General features: G+C 69.9%; 15 protein-coding genes and 1 pseudogene. 10 read left to right on the forward strand and 6 right to left on the reverse strand.

Annotated elements, in window-relative coordinates:
- The 4 genes and pseudogenes from IF12_RS26805 to pknB form a co-directional block, all read left to right on the forward strand.
- Positions 1–216, forward strand: a pseudogene (locus IF12_RS26805) (hypothetical protein); the annotation flags it as partial.
- Complete coding sequence (locus tag IF12_RS0121390) at positions 213–1,685, forward strand: penicillin-binding transpeptidase domain-containing protein (RefSeq protein WP_030162153.1); 1,473 nt, start codon at positions 213–215, stop codon at positions 1,683–1,685. The pseudogene IF12_RS26805 and the gene IF12_RS0121390, both read left to right, overlap by 4 nt.
- A 250-nt stretch (positions 1,686–1,935) precedes the next feature.
- Positions 1,936–3,210 carry a serine/threonine-protein kinase gene (locus IF12_RS0121395; RefSeq protein WP_133884450.1) on the forward strand — a complete coding sequence of 425 codons (1,275 nt, stop codon included), beginning with the start codon at positions 1,936–1,938 and terminating at the stop codon, positions 3,208–3,210.
- A gap of 70 nt (positions 3,211–3,280) precedes the next feature.
- A complete protein-coding gene (pknB, locus tag IF12_RS0121400; RefSeq protein WP_051704728.1) occupies positions 3,281–5,179 on the forward strand; it encodes a Stk1 family PASTA domain-containing Ser/Thr kinase in 1,899 nt (632 codons plus the stop codon).
- A 261-nt stretch (positions 5,180–5,440) separates the two neighbouring features.
- Here the strand turns inward: pknB and IF12_RS0121405 are convergent, their stop codons facing one another.
- The 6 genes from IF12_RS0121405 to IF12_RS0121430 are packed head-to-tail and all read right to left on the reverse strand — an operon-like array spanning position 5,441 to position 11,622.
- Positions 5,441–7,228, reverse strand: a complete 1,788-nt coding sequence (locus IF12_RS0121405) for an ABC transporter substrate-binding protein (protein ID WP_030162156.1) — start codon at positions 7,226–7,228, stop codon at positions 5,441–5,443.
- Positions 7,225–7,413 (reverse strand): hypothetical protein, encoded by a 189-nt coding sequence (locus IF12_RS26345; protein WP_030162157.1) that lies wholly within the window; start codon positions 7,411–7,413, stop codon positions 7,225–7,227. Before IF12_RS26345 ends, IF12_RS0121405 begins: the two co-directional genes overlap by 4 nt.
- On the reverse strand, positions 7,401–8,555 hold the full coding sequence (locus IF12_RS0121415) for an ABC transporter ATP-binding protein (protein ID WP_081913830.1): 1,155 nt from the start codon (positions 8,553–8,555) through the stop codon (positions 7,401–7,403). The genes IF12_RS26345 and IF12_RS0121415 overlap by 13 nt, the downstream gene beginning before the upstream one ends.
- Positions 8,548–9,606 (reverse strand): ABC transporter ATP-binding protein, encoded by a 1,059-nt coding sequence (locus IF12_RS0121420; protein ID WP_051704729.1) that lies wholly within the window; start codon positions 9,604–9,606, stop codon positions 8,548–8,550. Before IF12_RS0121420 ends, IF12_RS0121415 begins: the two co-directional genes overlap by 8 nt.
- A gap of 4 nt (positions 9,607–9,610) precedes the next feature.
- Positions 9,611–10,522, reverse strand: coding sequence for an ABC transporter permease (locus tag IF12_RS0121425; protein ID WP_081913831.1), 912 nt, complete (start codon positions 10,520–10,522; stop codon positions 9,611–9,613).
- A complete protein-coding gene (locus tag IF12_RS0121430; protein WP_030162163.1) occupies positions 10,522–11,622 on the reverse strand; it encodes an ABC transporter permease in 1,101 nt (366 codons plus the stop codon). The genes IF12_RS0121425 and IF12_RS0121430 overlap by 1 nt, the downstream gene beginning before the upstream one ends.
- A gap of 524 nt (positions 11,623–12,146) precedes the next feature.
- Between IF12_RS0121430 and IF12_RS0121435 the strand changes: the two genes are divergently transcribed.
- The 6 genes from IF12_RS0121435 to IF12_RS0121460 all read left to right on the forward strand — a co-directional run bounded on the left by IF12_RS0121435 (position 12,147) and on the right by IF12_RS0121460 (position 20,021).
- On the forward strand, positions 12,147–13,367 hold the full coding sequence (locus IF12_RS0121435) for an NADP-dependent isocitrate dehydrogenase (RefSeq protein ID WP_030162165.1): 1,221 nt from the start codon (positions 12,147–12,149) through the stop codon (positions 13,365–13,367).
- A gap of 185 nt (positions 13,368–13,552) precedes the next feature.
- The gene (locus IF12_RS0121440) at positions 13,553–14,281 is read left to right on the forward strand and encodes an NTP transferase domain-containing protein (RefSeq protein WP_030162167.1); all 729 of its coding nucleotides are present in this window, start codon (positions 13,553–13,555) and stop codon (positions 14,279–14,281) included.
- A complete protein-coding gene (locus IF12_RS0121445; RefSeq protein ID WP_030162169.1) occupies positions 14,281–15,336 on the forward strand; it encodes an iron-containing alcohol dehydrogenase family protein in 1,056 nt (351 codons plus the stop codon). The genes IF12_RS0121440 and IF12_RS0121445 overlap by 1 nt, the downstream gene beginning before the upstream one ends.
- Entirely contained in the window at positions 15,323–16,837 is a 1,515-nt protein-coding gene (locus IF12_RS26945; RefSeq protein ID WP_255343567.1) for an ABC transporter permease, read from the forward strand. The genes IF12_RS0121445 and IF12_RS26945 overlap by 14 nt, the downstream gene beginning before the upstream one ends.
- Positions 16,838–17,017: 180 nt before the next feature.
- On the forward strand, positions 17,018–19,306 hold the full coding sequence (locus tag IF12_RS0121455) for an acyltransferase family protein (protein WP_051704730.1): 2,289 nt from the start codon (positions 17,018–17,020) through the stop codon (positions 19,304–19,306).
- 55 nt (positions 19,307–19,361) lie between these two features.
- Positions 19,362–20,021, forward strand: coding sequence for a hypothetical protein (locus IF12_RS0121460; RefSeq protein WP_133884449.1), 660 nt, complete (start codon positions 19,362–19,364; stop codon positions 20,019–20,021).
- Positions 20,022–20,056: the final 35 nt, after the last annotated feature.

Below are 20,056 nucleotides of genomic sequence, written 5' to 3' on the forward strand. Positions count from 1 at the left end.
CCGCCGACCTCCGCGTACGGGCCTCGCGGCGGCCCCACCGGGCACCCGAGCCCGACCCGCCCGGCCCCCCAGTCCTCCCCGCCGCAGGCGGGCCCCCCGCAGACCCCGCCTCCGCCGCCCTCGGCGTTCGGCGACGCCCCTTACGACCGGGCCCCCCACGACCACCGGACACGACCGCCGCACGGCGACGACCACACGAAGGAGGGCGGCCGATGAACCCGGCCCTGCGACGCACCGGCGTCATCGCACTGGCGCTCCTGGGTGCCCTCATCGCCCAGGCCACGTGGGTGGGCTTCTTCCACCACGACGACTACGAGGGCATCCTCTCCGGGCGCACCCTCATCGCCGAGTACAGCGTGCCGCGCGGCTCGATCCTCGCCGGCGACCTCGTCATCGCCCAGTCGGTCCCCACCGACGGCGGCACCTACGGCTACAAGCGCGACTACCCCGAAGGCGAGGCCTTCAGCAACCTCACCGGCTTCAAATCGATGACCTTCGGCGCCACCGGCATCGAATACGCCGAGAACGACCTGCTCAACGGCACCAGCTCCCTGCTCGCCTTCGACGACTTCTGGGCCACGATCCTCAAGGAGCGCAAGCCCGGCGGCAACGTCGTCACCACCATCGACCCTGAACTCCAGCTGGCCGCCTTCGAGGCGCTCGCGAACTCGGGGGTCAAGGGCGCCGCCGTGGTCCTCGACCCGCGCACCGGCCAGATCCTCGCCCAGGTCTCCTACCCCGGCTGGAACCCGACCGAGATGTCCTCCAACAACTACGACGTCGCCTCCGCCGCCAAGGAGGCGATCGACGGCGACGCCGACAACCCCGCGCGCGACCGCTCCCGCCTCGAGCACTACCCGCCCGGCTCGACCTTCAAGACCATCGTCGCCGCCGCGTTCATCGAGAACGGCGGCAAAGCCGACTCGATGGTCCCCGCCGGCAACGGCTACACCGCCCCCAACACGAACCACACCATCACCAACTCCTCGAACCAGTGCCCGCAGGAGCAGATGACCCTCGAAGAGGCCTTCGCGAAGTCCTGCAACACCACGTTCGCGCGCCTGTGCGTCGAGGAGCTCACCGCCGAGCAGATCCAGCAGACCGCCGAGGCCTTCGGCTTCGGGGAAGCCTACGAGACGCCCCTGGCCACCGAGCCCTCCTCGACCGGCGACCTCAGCGAACCGGCGTTCCGCGCCCAGGCCTGCATCGGCCAGCAGGACGTGCAGGAGACGGTCCTCCAGAACGCGCTCATCGCCGCGACCGTCGCCAACGACGGCGAACGCATGGCCCCCCAGCTCATCGCCGAACTCACCGACTCCGAAGGCGACACGGTCCGCAACGGCGGCGAGGACTCCCTGGGACGCTCGATCAGCCGCGACACCGCCGAGGAGCTCCAGATCATCATGGAGGCCGTGGTCGACCCCGGCGGCAACGGCACCGGCAAGAACGCCGCCGTCAGCGGCTACACCGTCGGCGGCAAGACCGGCACCGCCGAGCACTCCGACTCCTCCGACAACATCGAGCCCGACCACGGCTGGTTCCACGGCTGGGGCATGGACGACGACGGCGAACCGGCCGTCGCCGTCTGCGTCTTCCTCGACTCCTACGGCGACGGCGCCTCCTCCAAGGCCGCCGACATCTCCGGGAACCTCATGGAGATGGTCCTCGAAGGCGACGGCGACTGACCGCGAGGTGAACGAACCCTCCCGGTAAGGACACAGTTCCCTCACGATTGGCCCCGGGGGCAACCGAAACACCCGCTCGGGCGTGGATCTGCGGAGACGGCTCGACGGATCGGTCCAGCCGCCCGAAGCGACCACACGGTGCGAGAACACGGCTCGGCGGCGCGCCCCGGCGGCCCGGTTCGACCTCGTGGTCGCCAGGCGGCCTGCCAGTAGACTGAACCGTCGACCCCCGGAGAAATGAGGAGACGCCGTGTTGAGCCCCGAAATGCTCCTCGGGCAACGCTATCGCCTGCGCGAACGCATTGCCGTGGGCGGCATGGGCGAGGTCTGGCGAGCCGAGGACACCGTCCTGGAGCGCACCGTGGCCGTCAAGGCCATGCTCCCCGCCCTCCTCAGCGAAGAGGGATTCGCCAAGCGCTTCACCGCCGAGGCCAAGACCGTCGCCGCCCTCACCCACCCCCACATCGTCAACGTCCACGACTTCGGCAACGCCGACCTGCCCAGCGGCGAGACCACCGCCTACCTGGTGATGGAGTTCGTCGAAGGCAAGTCCCTCGCCGAACTCATCGCCGAACGCGGACGCATCGACGCGCGCGAACTCATGCCCATCATCGCCGCCACCGCCGAAGCCCTCCAGCAGGCCCACGACCGCGGCGTCATCCACCGCGACATCAAACCCGGCAACATCCTGGTGCGCGACCGCAACGGCGAGGCCGTCCTCACCGACTTCGGCATCGCCCGCTCCGGCGCCTCCGGCGACCTCACCCAGACCGGCGCGGTCATGGGCACCGCCTCCTACATCGCCCCCGAGCAGGCCGAAGGCACCGGCGTCCTGCCCGCCTCCGACATGTACTCCCTCGGGGTCGTGGCCTTCCACGGCCTCACCGGGCACCGGCCCTTCCAGGCCGAGAACCCCATCGAACTCGCGCTCCACCACGTGCGCACCCCCGCCCCGCCGCTGCCCGAGGACATCCCCCCGGGCGTGCGGGCCTTCGTCGAACGCGCCATGGGCAAGGACCCCCACCGGCGCTTCGCCACCGCCGCCGACATGGCCGCCGCCGCCCGCGTCGCCGTCGACGCCCCGGCGGCCACCTCCGTCATGCCCCCCGTCGGACAGCTCCCGCAGCGCGCCGGCGTCGTCACCATGGGCGGCCCGCCCGCTGGCGTCGCCGACCCCTCCGCGGCCTTCCCCCAGCAGCCGCCCGGGCCTGTGCCCCCCGGCATCGACCTCGGGGCCGCGCCCCCGCCCCCGCCGGCCCGGCGGGGACCGAGCAAGGTCCTGCTCGGGGCCATCGTGGGCGTGGTCGTCCTCGCCCTGGTGGGCGGTATCGTGTGGCTGGTGATGAACGGCTCGGGGGCGACCCCGGGCGGCACCGAGGACCCGTCCGCGACCGAGACCACGACGACCGCCCCCGAGGAGTCGACCCCCGACGAGCAGCCGACCTCCGAACCCGACGAGACCGGAACGAGCCCCGTCGGCGGCGGCCTCGGCTCCTGCCTCCAGCCCCCCTGCGATGACCGATAGCGGGCTTTCGGGCCCGTCCCTGGCATTAGAATCAAGCCGCGATGAACGGAACACGAGGACGTAAAACGCGATGACGACAGAGCCCCGCCTGCTCGGCGGCAGATACGAGATCGGCGAGGTCGTCGGCTACGGCGGGATGGCAGAAGTCCACCGCGGCCGCGACCTCCGACTCGGCCGCGACGTCGCGGTGAAGCTGCTGCGAGCCGACCTGTCCCGCGACGAGTCGTTCCTCATCCGCTTCCAGCGCGAAGCCCAGAACTCCGCCTCCCTCAACCACCCCAACATCGTCGCCGTCTTCGACACCGGCGAGGACGCCGGCATCCCGTACATGGTGATGGAGTTCGTCAACGGCCGCACCCTCAAAGAGGTCCTGCTCGCCGAAGGCCGCTTCGAGCCCACCGCGGCCTGCGAGATCGTCGCCGACATGTGCTCGGCCCTGGACTTCAGCCACAAGCACCACATCATCCACCGGGACGTCAAGCCCGGCAACGTGATGCTCTCGGACACCAACCAGGTCAAGGTCATGGACTTCGGCATCGCCCGGGCCCTCGCCTCCAACCAGGCGACCATGACCCAGACCAGCGCCGTCATCGGCACCGCCCAGTACCTCTCGCCCGAGCAGGCCCGCGGCGAGACCGTCGACGCCCGCTCCGACGTCTACGCGGTCGGCTGCGTCCTCTACGAACTGCTCGTGGGCCACCCGCCGTTCACCGGCGACAACCCCGTCTCCGTCGCCTACCAGCACGTCCGCGAGGAGGCCCGGCCCCCTTCGGAGCTGAACCCGAACATCCCGCCGTCGGTGGACGCGGTGATCATGAAGGCGCTCGCGAAGAACCCCGAGAACCGGTACCACTCGGCCGGCGAGATGCGCGAGGACCTCATCCGCGCCGCCCGCGGCAAGGCCGTCATGGCCCCGGCCGTCATGAGCGCCGAGGACCGCACCCAGCTCATCAACGGCGACTCGACCGCGCCGATCACCCCCATCGAGACCGCCTCCAGCAAGCGGCGCCCGTGGCTCATCGCGCTCGGCGTGATCCTCTCGCTCGTCGCGGTCACCGCCGCGACCTGGGGGATCATGACGGCCATGAACAACGCGGCGACGGTGGTCGTGCCGGGGGTGATAGGCCAGACCGAGCAGGAGGCCACCGAGACGATCCGGGCGCAGGACCTCCAGGTCGAAGTCGTGACCGAGGTGGCCGACGACCCCGCCGACCCGGAGATCGACACCGTCGTCGGCCAGTCGCCCGAGGAGGGCGACGAGGTCGAACAGGACTCCACGGTGACGATCACCGTCAAGACCGCCCCGCCGCTCGTGACGGTCGAGGACGTGGAAGGCGACTCGTTCGAGGACGCCAAGAAGACGCTCGAGGCCCAAGACCTCGTGGTCGAGAAGAAGACCGAGGCCAACACCGCCGAACCCGACACCGTCCTGAGCCAGGACCCCGAGGGCGGCACCGAGGTGGAGAAGTACAGCACCGTCATCCTCACCGTCTCCGCCGGCGGGCGGGTCGTCGTCCCCGACGTGTTCGGCATGACCGTGAGCACCGCGACCTCGACCCTGGAGAACGACGGGTTCAACGTCGAGGTCGTCTACGGCACCGGCGGCGACACCCTCGGCGTCGTCTACGAGCAGACCCCCGGCAAGGGCTCCACCGAAGAAGAGGGCGCCACGGTGACCATCACCGCCAAGGGCGTCGTCGTCGAGTGGGACGCCGAGACCACGCCCGCCGAGCTCATGTCGGCCCTCAACAGCGCCGGACTCAACGCCACCATCGACGGCGATCCCGAGGCGACCGTCATCGAGAGCGTCTCGGGGAGCAACGGCGGACTCAGCAGCGGCGACGTGGTCGCCCCGAACTCCTCGATCACCATCGTCCCCGCCGAGGACGGCGGAGGCGGCGGCGACGAGTCCGAGACGCCGACCGGCGACGAATGCGACATCATCACCAACCCAGAAGAATGTCCGTAGCGTAAGGCGAACGCGTGAGGGCCCCACCGAGCGGTGGGGCCCTCACGCGTTCGCACAGGGCCTGTGCACGCAGCAGGGCCCCGGCCGCATGGCCGGGGCCCTCCTTCTCTCGGTCGCCGCGCGTGACCCGCCTCAGGCCTTGCGCGGCTGCGCGGCGGGGGCGCGGGCCCCCGCCGCCGAGTCCGGCCCCCGGGACGAGCAGCGTCCCCGGGAGCGGAGCTCCGGATCGGGAGGACCGCGAACAGCCCTCCCGAGTCGGCTCTAGACGGGCTCGATGCCGCCTTCGAGGATGCGGACCATGATCGGGTTGTCGAAGTAGATGTCGTTGAGCTCGTACGAGCCCGGGTCGACCTCCTTGACCCGCTCGCCCTCGATCGCGTAGCTGACGCGCTGGTTCAGGAACAGCGGCAGGCGCGGCAGGGTCTCGTTGAACACGATGCCCAGGACCTTGTTCGCCGCGGCCTGCTCCTCCTCGGTGCCCTGCTGGGACTGGAGGTACAGGTCGTCGATGCTCACCGTGCCCTGGCTCGGCGACTCGACCGCGTCCGTCGGCAGGCCCATGCCCATCGCGTCGGCCGTCAGCGAGTTGTCGGTGAACCAGGTCATCTGCCACGAGCCGTAGACGTAGGGCACGAACGGGTTCGCCCACTGGCGCACCGCGATGTCGAAGTCCCCGGCGCCCCAGATGCCCCACGGGTTGTCGTCGGGCACGTTCGAGTAGGCCACGTTCAGGCCGAACTCCGAGAGCTGGTTCGCCGCCTGCTCGCCGGTCAGGCTGAAGTCGGTCCAGCCCTCCACGCCGATGATCGTGTACTCGGCGAGCGACCCGTCCGGCTTGTGCCAGCCGTCGTTCTCCCGCGTCCAGCCCGCGTCCTCCAGCAGCTCCTCGGCCTTGTCGTGGTCGGTCGCGTAGTACTCCAGCTCGACGTCGTCGAACAGGCCCTCGGCGTGCGGGTCGGGCAGGCCCGTGTAGGTCGCCGGCACGTAGTAGCCGCCCGCGCCCTTGGCGATCTCGCCGATGACCTCGGTGTCGAAGACGTACTGGAGCGCCTTGCGGACCCGCACGTCCTCGAACTCGGGGAACCGCGCCTGGTTGAGCATGAGGCCGATGCCGTCGTAACCGGGCGTCGACAGCTCCACGAGGCCGTCCACACCGGAGATGCTCGACCGGTCGGTCGCGCCGAGCACCTGCGTGGAGTAGTCGACCTCCTTGGCCAGCAGGAACTGCACCGAGGCCGCGTTGTCGCCCTTCTGGATCTCGAAGGTGTCGAACTTGACCTTGTCGGCGAACAGCCCGCCCTCGTGGACGGTCATCGTGATGACCGTCTCGCCGATCTTGTCGAACTTGTAGGCACCGCAGGTGATGAACCCGCCCTCGGCGTCCAGGAAGTCCTCCGCGGCGATCTTCTCCGACAGCGCCGACTGCTCGTCGTCGCCCTGGACCACGCCGGCGAGGACCAGTTCCTCGGCCTCGTCCATCCACTCGCCGTAGCGCGCGTGCGGCAGCACCTGCACCTTGAGCGCGCCGTGCTCCACGCCCGGGAACGCGTCCGTGTAGGACACCGTCACCGTCGTGTCGTCGTCGGCGACCGCCGAGACGAGCTGGTCCCAGCCCACCGTGCCCTGCGCCGCGTTGAGCTTCTGGAGGTAGATGGTGCCGGCCACGTCCTTGGCGGTCACGGTGTTGCCGTCGGTCCACTTGATGCCCGAGCGCAGCTTGATCGTCAGCGTGGTGCCGTCCAGCGACACCGACTCGGCCAACTGCGGAATCCAGTCCTGGGTCGCCCAGTCGAGGATCGCCGGACGCGGGACGAACAGCTCCGCGTTCGGCGCCGACGTCAGCAGCGAGGCGTTGTTGATCGCCGCGTTGTAGTGCTGCGTCGTGGTGTCGAACGGGTACACATAGACGAACTTGCCGTTCGCGTCCCCGTCGTCCGAGCCGCCGGCCTGGCAGGCCCCGAGGACGCTCGTGGTGGCAACAGCTCCGGCGCCGAGGCCGACGGCCTGCATGAGCCGACGTCGGCTGAGCTCGAATTGCTGAGAGGTCATCGCCGCTTCCTTTCGATGTAGAGGGCAATAAACGAGATGAGGATGAGGAACAGTCCGAGGCCCGCCGTCCATACGGTGATGGCGAACTCCGCGGTCCCGGTAGGCAGGGAGAGCAGGAGGAGCGCCGCCGCCAGGGTCAGCAGGACCCCCGCCGCGAGCCCCGAACGGGCGATCAGGCCGACCATGCCGCTCCCCGAGGGGTCTGTGGATCTTCCGCCTTCCCTTCCGGTGCCGAACGCCGCGAGCCGGGTACGGCGTCGAAGGTCAGCGTCAGGTCGGCGGCGTCCCGACCCGCCGAAGGCACGCCCCGCCCGAGGTCGCGGGCGACCACGTGGCAGGACACGCGTCGGCGCTGCGGGCGCGACACGCCGCCTCCCGGAGCGCCGGCGAACGCCAGCGACGGCTCGCCCGCATCGCACAGGCCCGGCTCGAACGCCGGGCACCGCGGATGGAAGGCGCACCCCGCCGGCAGGTCGGTCAGGCTCGGGATCTCCGCCGACCGCAGCTGCACCGCCGAACGGTTCGCCCGCGCCAGGTCCGGGTCGGGCTCGCACACCGCGCCGATGAGGGCCTTGGTGTACGGGTGCTGCGGATTCCCGATGACCTCCGGGGTTGGGCCGTGCTCGACGACCTTCCCCAGGTACATCACCGCGATCTCGCCGTCCCACGCGAAGTACTTCGCGACCGCGAGGTCGTGGGTGATGAACAGGAACCCGACGTCGAGGTCGTCGCGCAGGCGCCCGAGCGTGTTGAGCAGGCTCACCCGGATCGACACGTCCAGCATGGAGGTCGACTCGTCGCAGATGAGCAGCTCGGGGTTCATCGCCAGCGACCGGGCGACGTTGACCCGCTGGCGCTGGCCGCCGGAGAGCTGGTGCGGGTAGGAGTCCAGGTAGGACTCCGGCGGGGTGAGCTCGACGAGCCTGAGCAGCTCGGCGGCCTTCGCCCGCGCCTCGGTCCGGTTCTTGACCAGGCCGTGGCGCTTGAGTCCGGCGCTGAGGGTCGAGTAGACCGTCCGGGTCGGGTTCAGGGCCGCGTACGGGTCCTGGTGGATGTACTGGACCGCCCTGCGGTAGGCGGCGCGCTCGGCGCCGTCCATGTCCGCCAGCGACCGGCCGCGGAACTCGACGGTGCCGCCGGTGGGGCGCGTCAGGCCCGCCGCCGCGCGGGCGGTGGTGGTCTTGCCGCAGCCGGACTCGCCGACCAGGCACAGGACCTTCCCGGGCTTGACCTCCAGGTCGACGCCGCCGACGGCGGGGACCGGGCCCTTCTTGGTGTCGAAGACCTGCTCCAGGCCCGACAGCTTCAAAAGCGGCGCGTCAGACATGGCTGGTCTCCTTCTGCGCGTCGCGCTTGAACGCGCTTCGGCACTGGTCGTGGTGGATGCAGGCGGCGGCGTGGGACATGCCCTCGGGGCGGCCGGTGAGCACTTGGAGCGGGATGCGCTCGCTGCGGCAGCCGTCGGTGGCGAGCGAGCACCGCGGGTGGAAGGCGCAGCCGTCGGGCATGGCCTTGAGGCTCGGCGGGTAGCCGGGGATTGACTCCAGCGCGGGGCGGTCGCCCTTGACGGGCATGACGGCGTTGATGAGACCGGCGGTGTAGGGGTGGCGGGCCTCGTAGAAGATGTCGCGGGCCGAGCCGGTCTCGATGATGCGCCCGGCGTACATGGTCGCGACCCGGTCGGCCAGTTCTGCCGCGAGCCCGAGGTCGTGGGTGATGAACACCATCGTGAACCCGAACTTGCCGCGCAGCTCGTGGAGCTGCTGCACGATCGAGCGCTGCGTGAGCAGGTCGAGGGCCGTGGTCGGCTCGTCGAGGACGAGGACCTTCGGGTCCAGGGCGATGGCGAGCGCGATGAGCGCGCGCTGCTTCATGCCGCCGGACAGCTCGTGCGGGTAGGACTGGAGGACCCGGTCGGGGTCGAGCCGGACGGTCTCCAGCAGCTCCCCGGCGCGGGCCTCGACGGCCCGCTTGGTCCACTTCCGCTTGCCGTCGGCGTGGTCGCGCAGGGTGTCGGCGAAGTGGTCGACGATGCGGATGACCGGGTTGAAGGCGTTCATCGCGCCCTGGAAGACCATGGCGGCCTCGTTCCAGCGGAAGCGGCGCAACTGCTCCTTCTGCATCTTGAGCAGGTCCGCGGTGGTGCCGTCCTTGAGCCGGTAGGTCAGGGAGCCCGAGGTGATCTCGCCGAGGTTCGGCAGCAGGCGCAGCAGGCCCAGCCCGAGGGTGGTCTTGCCGCAGCCGGACTCGCCGACGAGGGCGAGGGACTGCCCCTCGTAGAGGTCGAGGTCGATGCCGCTGACGGCGGTCACCGACTCCTTGCGGCCGGTGCGGTAGGCGATCGCGAGGTCGCGGACGCTGAGAATCGGGTCGGTCATGGTCTCACCTTTCCCTCAGGCGCGGGTTGAGGGCCTGGTCGAGGCCGCGGCCCATGGTCACCAGGCCGATCGTGAAGAGCACGATCATGACCAGCGGTGCGATGACGTAGGGCAGCGTGATCGGGTTGAGGTAGAAGTTCTGGCTCCAGGAGTGGTGGATCATCAAGCCCCAGTTGGGGGTGCCCGAGGGCATGAGGCCCAGGACGTAGAGGCCGACGATCGCGTAGATCGCCTGGTTGACCGCGATCACGAAGTTCACGAAGATGAACCCGGCCATGTTCGGCAGGATCTCCCGGAAGACGATCTGGGCGGCCCCGAGGTTCTGGAGGCGCGCGGCCTCGACGAACTCGCGCTCCTTCAGGGACATGACCTGGGCCCGGATGGAGCGGAACAGGAACGCCCACATGGTCGAGCCGACCACCAGGGCGATGCCCCAGGGCGGGATGTTCTCGAAGAACGCGACGACCGCGAGCATGAGCAGGAACTGCGGGATGGTGACGGTGACGTCGGTGAGCTGGAGCAGCACCGCGTCGATCCGGCCCCGGAAGTACCCGGCGATCGAGCCGAAGGCGACGGCCACGAACACGGCCATGAGGGCCGCGAGGGTGCCGACCCAGATCGGCTCGGCCCCGGAGTTCACCAGGATCGTGAAGGTGTCCTTGCCCTCGTACTGCGTGCCCAGCCAGTGCTCGGCGGAGGGCGACTGCCAGATCTTGGAGGTGTCGACCGGGTTGTGCTGGTCGATCAGGAGCGGGCCGATGAAGGAGAACCCGACGATGGACAGGACCAGGACGGTGCCGGCGAACCCGGCGGGGGAGCGGGTCAGCCCGGTCCACAGCCGGCCGAAGAAGGTCTCGCGCAGTTGCTTGCGGGGCTTGGCGATCGCTTCGACGCCGCTGGTGTCGACGGTGGCCATCAGGCGTCCTGCCCTTCGGACTTGATGCGGGGGTCGATCTTGACGAGGACGAGGTCCACGATGAGGCTGGCGATGACCACGGAGGTGGCGAGGATGATCACGGCGGCCTGCACGACGGGGTAGTCGCGGTCGGAGATGGCGTTGATGAGCATCTGGCCGACCCCGGGGTAGTCGAGGATCTGCTCGATGACGATCGAGCCGCCCACGAGCGTGCCCATCTGGAGGGCGACCTGCGGGATGACCGGGAGCATCGCGTTGCGCCCGACGTAGCCGCGGGAGATGCGCCCGGGCTTGAGGCCGCGGGCGCGGGCGACGGTCACGTAGTCCTCGGTGAGGACCTCGGTGGTCGCGGCCTTCATGTTGAGCATGAAGGAGCCGGTGGCGGTGAACGCGAAGGCGATGATCGGCAGCGTCGCGTGGAACAGGGCGTCGCCGAAGAACACGAAGTCGAAGCCCGGTTCGACCCCGGCGGTGATGCGCCCGCGCATGTCCAGGAACGGCAGGATGCCCAGGACCGTGTAGCCGATGACGACGACCGCGGCGATGAGGATGTAGTTCGGCACGCCGGTGAGGAAGGAGCCGATGGAGGTCATGACGTGGTCGAAGGCCGAGCCGCGCCGGTAGGCGGCGGCCATGCCGACCGACAGCCCGATGATCGTGGCCAGGACGATGCCGGCGCCGACGGCGAAGAGCGTCCAGGGCAGGTAGGTCATGACGTGCTCGAACACCGACTTGCTCGGGTTCGTCAGCGAGTTGCCCAGGTCGAGGGTGACCAGGCCCTTCATGAAGTCGACGTACTGCATCCAGACGTTCGCGTCGGGGTCGTAGTTGACGATGTTCGCCGCGGTCGCGAGGGCCTGCTGGTGCGACATGCCGGAGCTGTTGAGGCGCCCGGCCATGATCTCGATGGGGTCGCCGGGCATGAAGTGCATGAGCAGGAAGGTGATCGTCGAGACCAGCCAGATCACGAAGACGGACTGGAGGATCCGGCGGAAGGCGTAGGAGGCCCAGATGCGCCGGACGACGCCGGAGGCGGTGCGCTGGGAGGGCGTACCGGCCGCCGCGCTCGATCGCGGCGGGGGTGCGGTAGGTGCGGTCACCTTGGTGCACTCCTTCGTGCGCTAGTCGTTCGCACGGCTCGCAAGCGTCGCCGTGAACGGGTGATTCGAGGCCGAAACAAATTGGAAAGATTGTTTCTAGTTAACGAACTTACCTGCCGTGACCCCGAGCACGCCAGCCTTGAGACGGAATCGTTACGTTGAACTTCAGTGGACGTTTTCCCTGGTCTCATCCCGGGGACGCCTCTCGGTGCCCCACGGCGACGGTAGCGGAGCGCCGGTCCGCCGATTCCGTCATCGCGCACGCGCGGTCCGATTCCGGGCCCCGAAAGGTGCCGATGGGGCCGTTCGGCCGAGCGGACCCGGCCTGTTCGTTCCCGTTCGGTGGGCGACAATGCGCATTGTGCGTGATCGCTCCGGGCTGTGACGATCGACTCGCCGGGCCGGTCGGCGGACTCCCGGACGAAGCCAGTACGCTCGTACTGTTAGGAGCGGACGCTCCCGCGCCGAATCACGGCGCAGTCGGACCAGGCGCCGCGAGGGCGCAAGGAGAGGTGTCGAAACCCATGGCGAAGATCAAGGTCGCGAACCCCGTCGTCGAGATCGACGGCGACGAGATGACCCGCATCATCTGGAGCAAGATCAAAGACGAGCTCATCCACCCCTACCTGGACGTGGACCTGCGCTACTACGACCTCTCCATCGAGCACCGCGACGCCACCGACGACCAGGTCACCGTGGACGCCGCCAACGCGATCGCCGAGCACAACGTCGGCGTCAAGTGCGCCACCATCACCCCCGACGAGGCCCGCGTCGAGGAGTTCGGCCTCAAGAAGATGTGGCGCTCCCCCAACGGGACCATCCGCAACATCCTCGGCGGCGTCGTCTTCCGCGAGCCGATCATCATGAGCAACGTCCCGCGCCTGGTGCCGGGCTGGACCAAGCCGATCGTCATCGGCCGCCACGCCTTCGGCGACCAGTACCGCGCCACCGACTTCAAGGTCGACCGCCCCGGCACCCTCACCGTGACCTTCACCCCCGAGGACGGCACCGCGCCGGTCGAGTTCGAGGTCGTCAAGTACCCCGAGGCCGGCGGCGTGGCCCTGAGCATGTACAACTTCAAGAAGTCCATCGAGGACTTCGCGCGGGCCAGCTTCCGCTACGGCCTCCAGCGCAACTACCCGGTCTACATGTCGACCAAGAACACCATCCTCAAGGCCTACGACGGCATGTTCAAGGACGTGTTCCAGGAGATCTTCGACGAGGAGTTCAAGGCCGACTTCGAGGCCGCGGGCCTGACCTACGAGCACCGCCTCATCGACGACATGGTCGCCGCCGCGCTCAAGTGGGACGGCGGCTACGTCTGGGCCTGCAAGAACTACGACGGCGACGTCCAGTCCGACATCGTCGCCCAGGGCTTCGGCTCGCTCGGCCTCATGAGCTCGGTGCTCATGACCCCCGACGGCAAGACCGTCGAGGCCGAGGCCGCCCACGGCACCGTCACCCGCCACTACCGCGCCCACCAGCGCGGCGAGAAGACCTCGACCAACCCGATCGCCTCGATCTTCGCCTGGACCCGGGGCCTGTCCCACCGCGGCAAGCTCGACGGCACCCCCGAGGTCTCCGGCTTCGCCGAGACCCTGGAGAAGGTCATCATCGACACCGTCGAAGGCGGCAAGATGACCAAGGACCTCGCCCTCCTCATCGGACGCGAGCAGGAGTGGCAGACCACCGACGAGTTCCTCGACACCCTCTCGGAGAACCTCGCCAAGAAGATCGCCGCCTGAGAGGCCGTAACCGGTCCCGCGCGGACTCGTTTGACCCGTTGCGGTCACCACCCGTGTGGGAACCGTCCTTTCCCAGTTGGAGGCCCCGGCCGACGTGTGCAGGCGCACACTCGGCAGGGGCCTCCCCCCTTTCCCGGCTTGTAAACTGAGCGGGTTGCAATGAGCCGAGCGAAAGGCAGAACCACGTGAGAGGCGTCATCCTCGCCGCCGGCCAGGGCCAGCGCCTGCGGCCCGACACCGACCGCCTGCCCAAGACGCTCCTCCCGGTCACCGAGGACGAGACGATCCTCGACACCATCGTGCGCGGCCTCGCCGCCGTCGGCGTCACCGAGCTGGCCGTCACCGTCGGGCACGCCGCCGAGCGGATCCGCGAGCACGCCCCGGCCCTTGAGGGCCGCTACGGCGTCACCGTCGACATCGTCGACAACGACCGGCCGCACTGGAACAACGCCTACTCGCTGTGGACGGCCCGCGAGCACTACAAGGGCGGTGCGATCCTCGTCAACGGGGACACGCTGCACCCCCACAGCATCGAGCGGCGCCTCCTGGCCGCGGCGGCCGACGACCCGCGCCTGCTGCTCGCCCTGGACGACCACAAGACGCTCACCGACGAGGCGATGAAGGTCCGCATCGGGGACCGGGGCGTGGAGCTCATCCACAAGGCGCAGCCGATCGAGGCCGCCGCGGGGGAGTACATCGGCGTCAGCCTCATCCCCGCCGACCTGGCCGAGGACCTCACCAAGGCCCTCGAAGCGACCTTCACCCGCGACCAGAACCTCTACTACGAGGACGCCTACCAGCTCCTGGCCGAGGTCGGGCGGATCGGCACGGTCTCGACCGGCCCGGTCGCCTGGACCGAGGTGGACGACCACGCGGACTGGGCGAGGGCGAAAGAAATCGCGAAGGACCTGTAGTGCCCACCTTCGCGCGCACCGTCCTCGCGCCGATCACGGTCGAGGTCGCGGCCGGGGCGCTCGCGCGCCTGCCCGAACTGCTGGTCGACAGCCGGATCTCGGCGGGCGGGCGCGTCGCGGTCGCGCTCGGGCCGGGCCTGGGGGAGACGATCGCGGCCGAACTCGACCACCTGCCGGACGCGACGGTGCACACCGTCAAGCCGGGCACGCTCGCGAGCGCCCGGGACCTGGCCGCTCGACTGCGCGACGACCACCGGGTGGACGCCCTGGTCGGGATCGGCGGCGGGAAGCTCTTGGACACCGCGAAGTTCGCGGCCACGGAGCTGGGCCTGCCGATGGTCGCGGTCGCGACGAGCCTGGCCCACGACGGGCTCGCGTCGCCGACCGCGAGCCTCGAACGCGACGGGGTCTCGGTGTCGTACGGGGTGCATCCGCCGCTCGCGGTCCTGGCCGACCTCGACTTCATCCGCCGCGCTCCGGCGGGGCAGTTGCGCAGCGGGATCGGCGACGCTTTGACGAACCTCTCGGCGGTGGCCGACTGGCAGCTCTCGCACGAGGTCAACGGCGAGGCGATCGACGGCCTGGCCGTGGCGATCGCGCGCACGGGGGCCGAGGCGGTGCTGCGCCACCCGGCGGGCATCGGCGACGACGGTTTCCTGACGTCGCTGGCGAACGCGCTGGTCCAGGGCGGTCTCGCCATGGGGATGGCCGGGTCGTCGCGGCCGTGCTCGGGCGGGTGCCACGAGATCTCGCACGCTCTGGACGTGCTCCATCCGGGTCTGGCCTCGCACGGGGAGCAGGGCGCGGTCGGGGCGCTGGTGTGCACGTGGCTGCGGGGCGACGAGGCCCTGTTCAGGGAGCTGTCGGCGGCCATGCGGCGGCACGGGTTGCCGCGCACGGCGAGTGAACTGGGTTTGAGCGCGGCGGAGCTCGCCACAGCGGTGGCCTACGCGCCGAGGACCCGGCCAGGCCGTTATACGATTCTCGAACATCGTGAACTGGACTCGGTGGCGCTTGAGCGACACCTGACGGAGATGATGCATGAGCTCGATTAGCCCGCACCCCGACGGAGTCTCCGGCCCGGCCGGCGGCGGCGACGGGAGCCCGGACACCCCCGACGCGGCCGCTCCACAGGGCGGTTCCGGCACCGGGCCTTCGGCCTCCCCCGCGGGATACCCGCCGGGGGCCATGAGCTCCGGTGCGGCGGCGTTCGCGAGTCCGCCTCCCGCGGCGGCGCCGGGCATCACCCCGTCCCAGCAGCCTCAGGGCCGGCCCGGGGCGCTGCCCACGCGTTCGCAGGGCCCGGCGTCCTATCCGGCGCCTTCGGGCCAGCAGCCCACGGCGTACGGCACGCCTCCGGCCCGTCCCGGCCAGGCCCCGTACGGCGCGCCGCCGCCGCCGGGCGGTCCTCAGGGCGGCCCGCAGCCGTACGGCGCGCCGCAGGGGAACCCGTCCCCGCCTTACGGTCCGCCTCCGCCCCACGGCCCGTACGGGCAGCAGCCTCCGGCGGCGGCGGGCCCGTACCAGGGCCAGGTCCCGTCGGCCCCGCACGCGACGCGGGTGGAGCCGAGCCGCGACATGCCGATGGCCGGGGCCTCCCCGATCCGCCGCAACCTCGACGACACGGCGGAGCTGCCGGCGTTCCTGGACTCGGCCCGCAGCGACGAGCGGCCCCTGCGCGACAAGCCGGAGAAGCGGACCGAGACGGCCGTCAAGCCGCTCAAGCGGAAGTTCCCGCTGACGACCGGTTTCACCGCGCTGCTGCGCCACCGGTACTCGCTGTCGGTGCTCATCCGCCGCGACCTGGCCGTGAAGTACCAGGCGACGGTGATGGGCTACCTGTGGTCGCTCATCGAGCCGCTGAGCCTCGCGCTCATCTACTGGTTCGTGTTCGGCGTGCTGTTCCAGCGCGACACCGGGATGCCCGAGGGCGCCGAGAACGTCGGCTACGCGCTGTTCATCGTGTCGGGCATCTTCGCGTACCAGTGGTTCAGCTCGGCGGTCAACGAGGGCGCGAAGTCCCTCGGCGGGCAGTCGAGCCTCATCACCGTGATGAAGGTCCCACGGGAGGTCTTCCCGGTCTCGAAGGTCTTCGCGCGCTTCGCCGAGTACGTGGTCGGCTTCCCGATCCTGATCATCGTCGCGGTCATCTTCGGCGGCACCTTCGGGCTCAACCTGCTGTGGCTGATCCCGGCGATCCTGGTCCAGGCGATGCTGCTGACGGGCCTGGTGTTCATCCTGTCGGCCGCGAACGTGCTGTTCAAGGACGTGCAGCGGTTCCTGGGGCTGTTCATGCGGCTGCTGTTCTACGCCTCGGCGATCATCTACCCGATCACGAAGGTCCAGGACGCGCTGGAGAACCACCCGCTGATCTACGACATCTACTCGGTCAACCCGCTCATCGGGATCTTCTCGATGCACCGCGCGGTGTTCATCCCCGAGTTCGCGCCGAGCTGGTTCCAGCTCGGGACCGCGGTGGGCATCTCGACGTTCCTGCTGTTCTTCGGGCGCTGGATCTTCTACCGGCTCGAACCGCGCGTCCTCAAGGCGCTCTAGCGAGAAGGCCCCGGTCCGCAAGGACCGGGGCCGCCTTCTGGGCCGTCCTCGATGGCCGATCCTCGGTACGATGATCGGAGCGGTCCTCGACGGACGGGCCGGCACCACCGCGCCGCCGCACGCACCGGCGGCGCCTAGGATTGGGGCGACCTTCACCCCGCAGACGGAGACTTTTTCACGATGACCTCGCCCCAGCCCCCCAGGCCCCAGGACCGAGTCACCGCGGGGGCGGTCAACGAGGAGACCCTGCACTTGCCGCTGACGACACCGGGCCCGGCCGTGCCCGTCCCGGGTTCGCCCGCGCCGCGCACGGCCCCGAGCCCGTACCCGGCCCGCCCGGCGTTCCGGGCCCCGCCGCCCCCGCCCCCGGGCGACCTGCGCCCGGCGCCGGCCGCCCAGCCCAAACCCCGGCCCGCGGCGCCCGCGCACTGGGAGGGCCTGGGGTTCCGCCCCGACATCCAGGGCTTGCGGGCCGTCGCGGTGGTCCTGGTCCTGCTCTCCCACGCGGGCTTCTCCCTGTTCAGCGGCGGCTACGTCGGCGTCGACGTGTTCTTCGTCCTCTCCGGCTTCCTCATCACCTCGCTGCTGGTGAAGGAGGTCTTCGACACCGGCAAGATCTCGATCGCGGGCTTCTACGCCCGCAGGGCCCGCCGCATCCTCCCGGCCGCGACCGTGGTCACGGTCGCCACCGTGATCGGCGCATGGCTGTGGTTCCCCATCACCCGCCTCGAAGCGGTGATGCAGGACGCGTTCACCGTCATCGTCTACGTCGTGAACTACCGGTTCATCGCCCAGGAGTCGGAATACCTCAACGCCGACCAGATGCCCTCCCCGTTCCAGCAGTTCTGGTCCCTCGCCGTCGAGGAGCAGTTCTACCTGGTGTGGCCGCTGCTCCTGCTGTGCCTGCTGCTCCTGGTCAAGCGCGTGCCGCGCAAACTGGTCGGCGTCGGCGCGGCCGTCGCCGCGGGGGTCTTCGCCCTGAGCCTGGTCCTGTCGGTCCTGGTCACCGAGCAGGCCCCGACGGTGGCCTACTACGGGGCCCACACCCGCGCCTGGGAACTGGCGGCGGGCGCCCTCCTCGCCCTGTCGCTCCCGACCATCAGGAAGACGCCGAAGTTCCTCGCCTGGGCGCTCGGCATCGCGGGACTGGCGGCCATCGTCGCCGCGGGGGTGCTGTACTCGGGGAGCACGCCGTTCCCCGGCTACACCGCGCTGATGCCGGTGGCCGGGACGATGCTCGTCATCATCGCCGGGTCGGGCCGGGGCTTCAACCCCGTCACGTGGCTGCTGGGCACGGGCCCGTTCCAGTTCTTCGGGAAGATCTCCTACAGCCTGTACCTGTGGCACTGGCCGATGCTCATCCTCATCCCGCTCGCCGTGGCCGCCGAGTCCTCGATCGTCCTCAACCTCGTGCTGCTCGTCGGCGCCGTCGCCCTCGCCCAGCTCTCCTACCGCTACGTCGAAGAGCCGGTCCGCAACATGAAGCCCTTCAAGTCGGGCAACCTGTGGGGCCTGGCGGTCGGCGCCGTCTGCTCGGTGGCGGCGATCGCGGTCGTGGTCGCGGCGGTGACCTCCATACCCGGGTCCGGCGGCGGGGACGTCGAGGAGCCCCCGGTCGCGGTGATCGAGGAGCCCACGACCATGGCGCAGGCTTTGGAGGAGGGCGCGACCCTCGAGACGGTCCCCGATCACGTCGTGGACCTGCTCGCGGGGATCAAGGACGACCGCGGGGGCGTGTTCGAGAACGGATGCCTCCTGCCGTTCGCCGCGACCGAGCCGTCCGCCGGCTGCGAGTTCGGCGACACCGACTCGGCGACGACCGTGGTGCTCATGGGCGACTCGCACGCCGCGCAGTGGTTCCCGGCGATCGAGCAGATCGCGATCGACGCCGGCTGGCGACTGGTCGTGCACACGAAGGGCTCCTGCCCGGTCTCGTCGGTCACCGTCGACAACGACGCGGTCAACGGCCGGTACGGCGCGTGCGACGAATGGCGGGCGGCGGTGTTCGACGAGATCGACCGCATCGAGCCCGCGATGGTCATCGTCAGTTCCTCCCTCTCCTACGACCTGCGCGGGATCGACGAAGGGGAGTCGACCGAATGGGCCGCCGGATGGGCGCGCGCCGCGCGCCGCCTGGTGGCCGCATCGCCGACCGTGGTCGCGCTCGCCGACACCCCCCGCGCGCCGTTCGACGTCGCCGAATGCCTCGCGCTGCATCTGGACACGGCCACCGAATGCGTGTTCGACGCCGAGCCCGCGATGCTCGACCAGAGCTGGCGCGACGCCGAGGCCGGCGCCTGGGAACGGGAGGGCGTCGAGGCGATCGACACCACTGAATGGTTCTGCCTCGAGGACGTCTGCCCGGTGATCGTGCACGGCACGCTCGTCTACCGCGACTCCAACCACATCACCCATCAGTACATGGAGGCATTGGTGCCGTTGGTGGACGATGCGCTCCCTCGTCCATAGTCGCTCCGGAATCGGGTGCAGGCGGTCTAGCAGGGCACATGCTAGCATCGTGCGTATGCCTTACCCCCAAAGCCGCTCGCGATCGACGCTGCGTTCGGGCGCGGCCGCGAGCCGAATCGGCAGCGTCGCGACGTCCCTCGCGGTGCTCGCGCTCCTCGCCTCCGCCTGCTCGGACGGCGGGACGGGCACCGAGGAGCAGCCGACCGAAGCGGCCCAGCAGCCGACGGTCCAGGAGGTCGAGATCCCCGAGGCCACCGCGCCGCTCGATCTGGCGGTCTCCCCGCCCGACGGGTACCTGGCGGCGGACGGCTCGCGCGAGTTCCCGGTGGCCGAGCAGTTCAACGACTACGTGTTCGATCTGGACGGCGGCAGCGAGACCTCGAAGATCATCGTCAGCTCGTATCTGCTCGACGAGGCCGTCGAGGAGGACTACAAGTCCCAATTGGCCTTCGCCCGCACATACCTCGAATCCACCGGATACGAGTACGCGACGATGAACGACCGCGCCACCATCGTGCACCGGCGGGAGGGCGTCATGCTCTTCAACGAACTGACCGACGGCGCCGGCAACGAACTCACCCAGCAGAACCACTTCCTGTTCAAAGAGAACCAGCTGATCCTCGTCACCTGCCAGTGGCACGACGACTTCGCCGCCTCTTTCCAGGGATGCCAGGACGTGACCTCCAACTTCGCTTTCCCGGAGTGGTGGCTGTAGTCGCCCCTCGCGTTCGAGGCGTAGATAAGTACTGA

The sequence above is a fragment of the Glycomyces sp. NRRL B-16210 genome (assembly GCF_000719515.1).
Taxonomy (GTDB): domain Bacteria; phylum Actinomycetota; class Actinomycetes; order Mycobacteriales; family Micromonosporaceae; genus Glycomyces.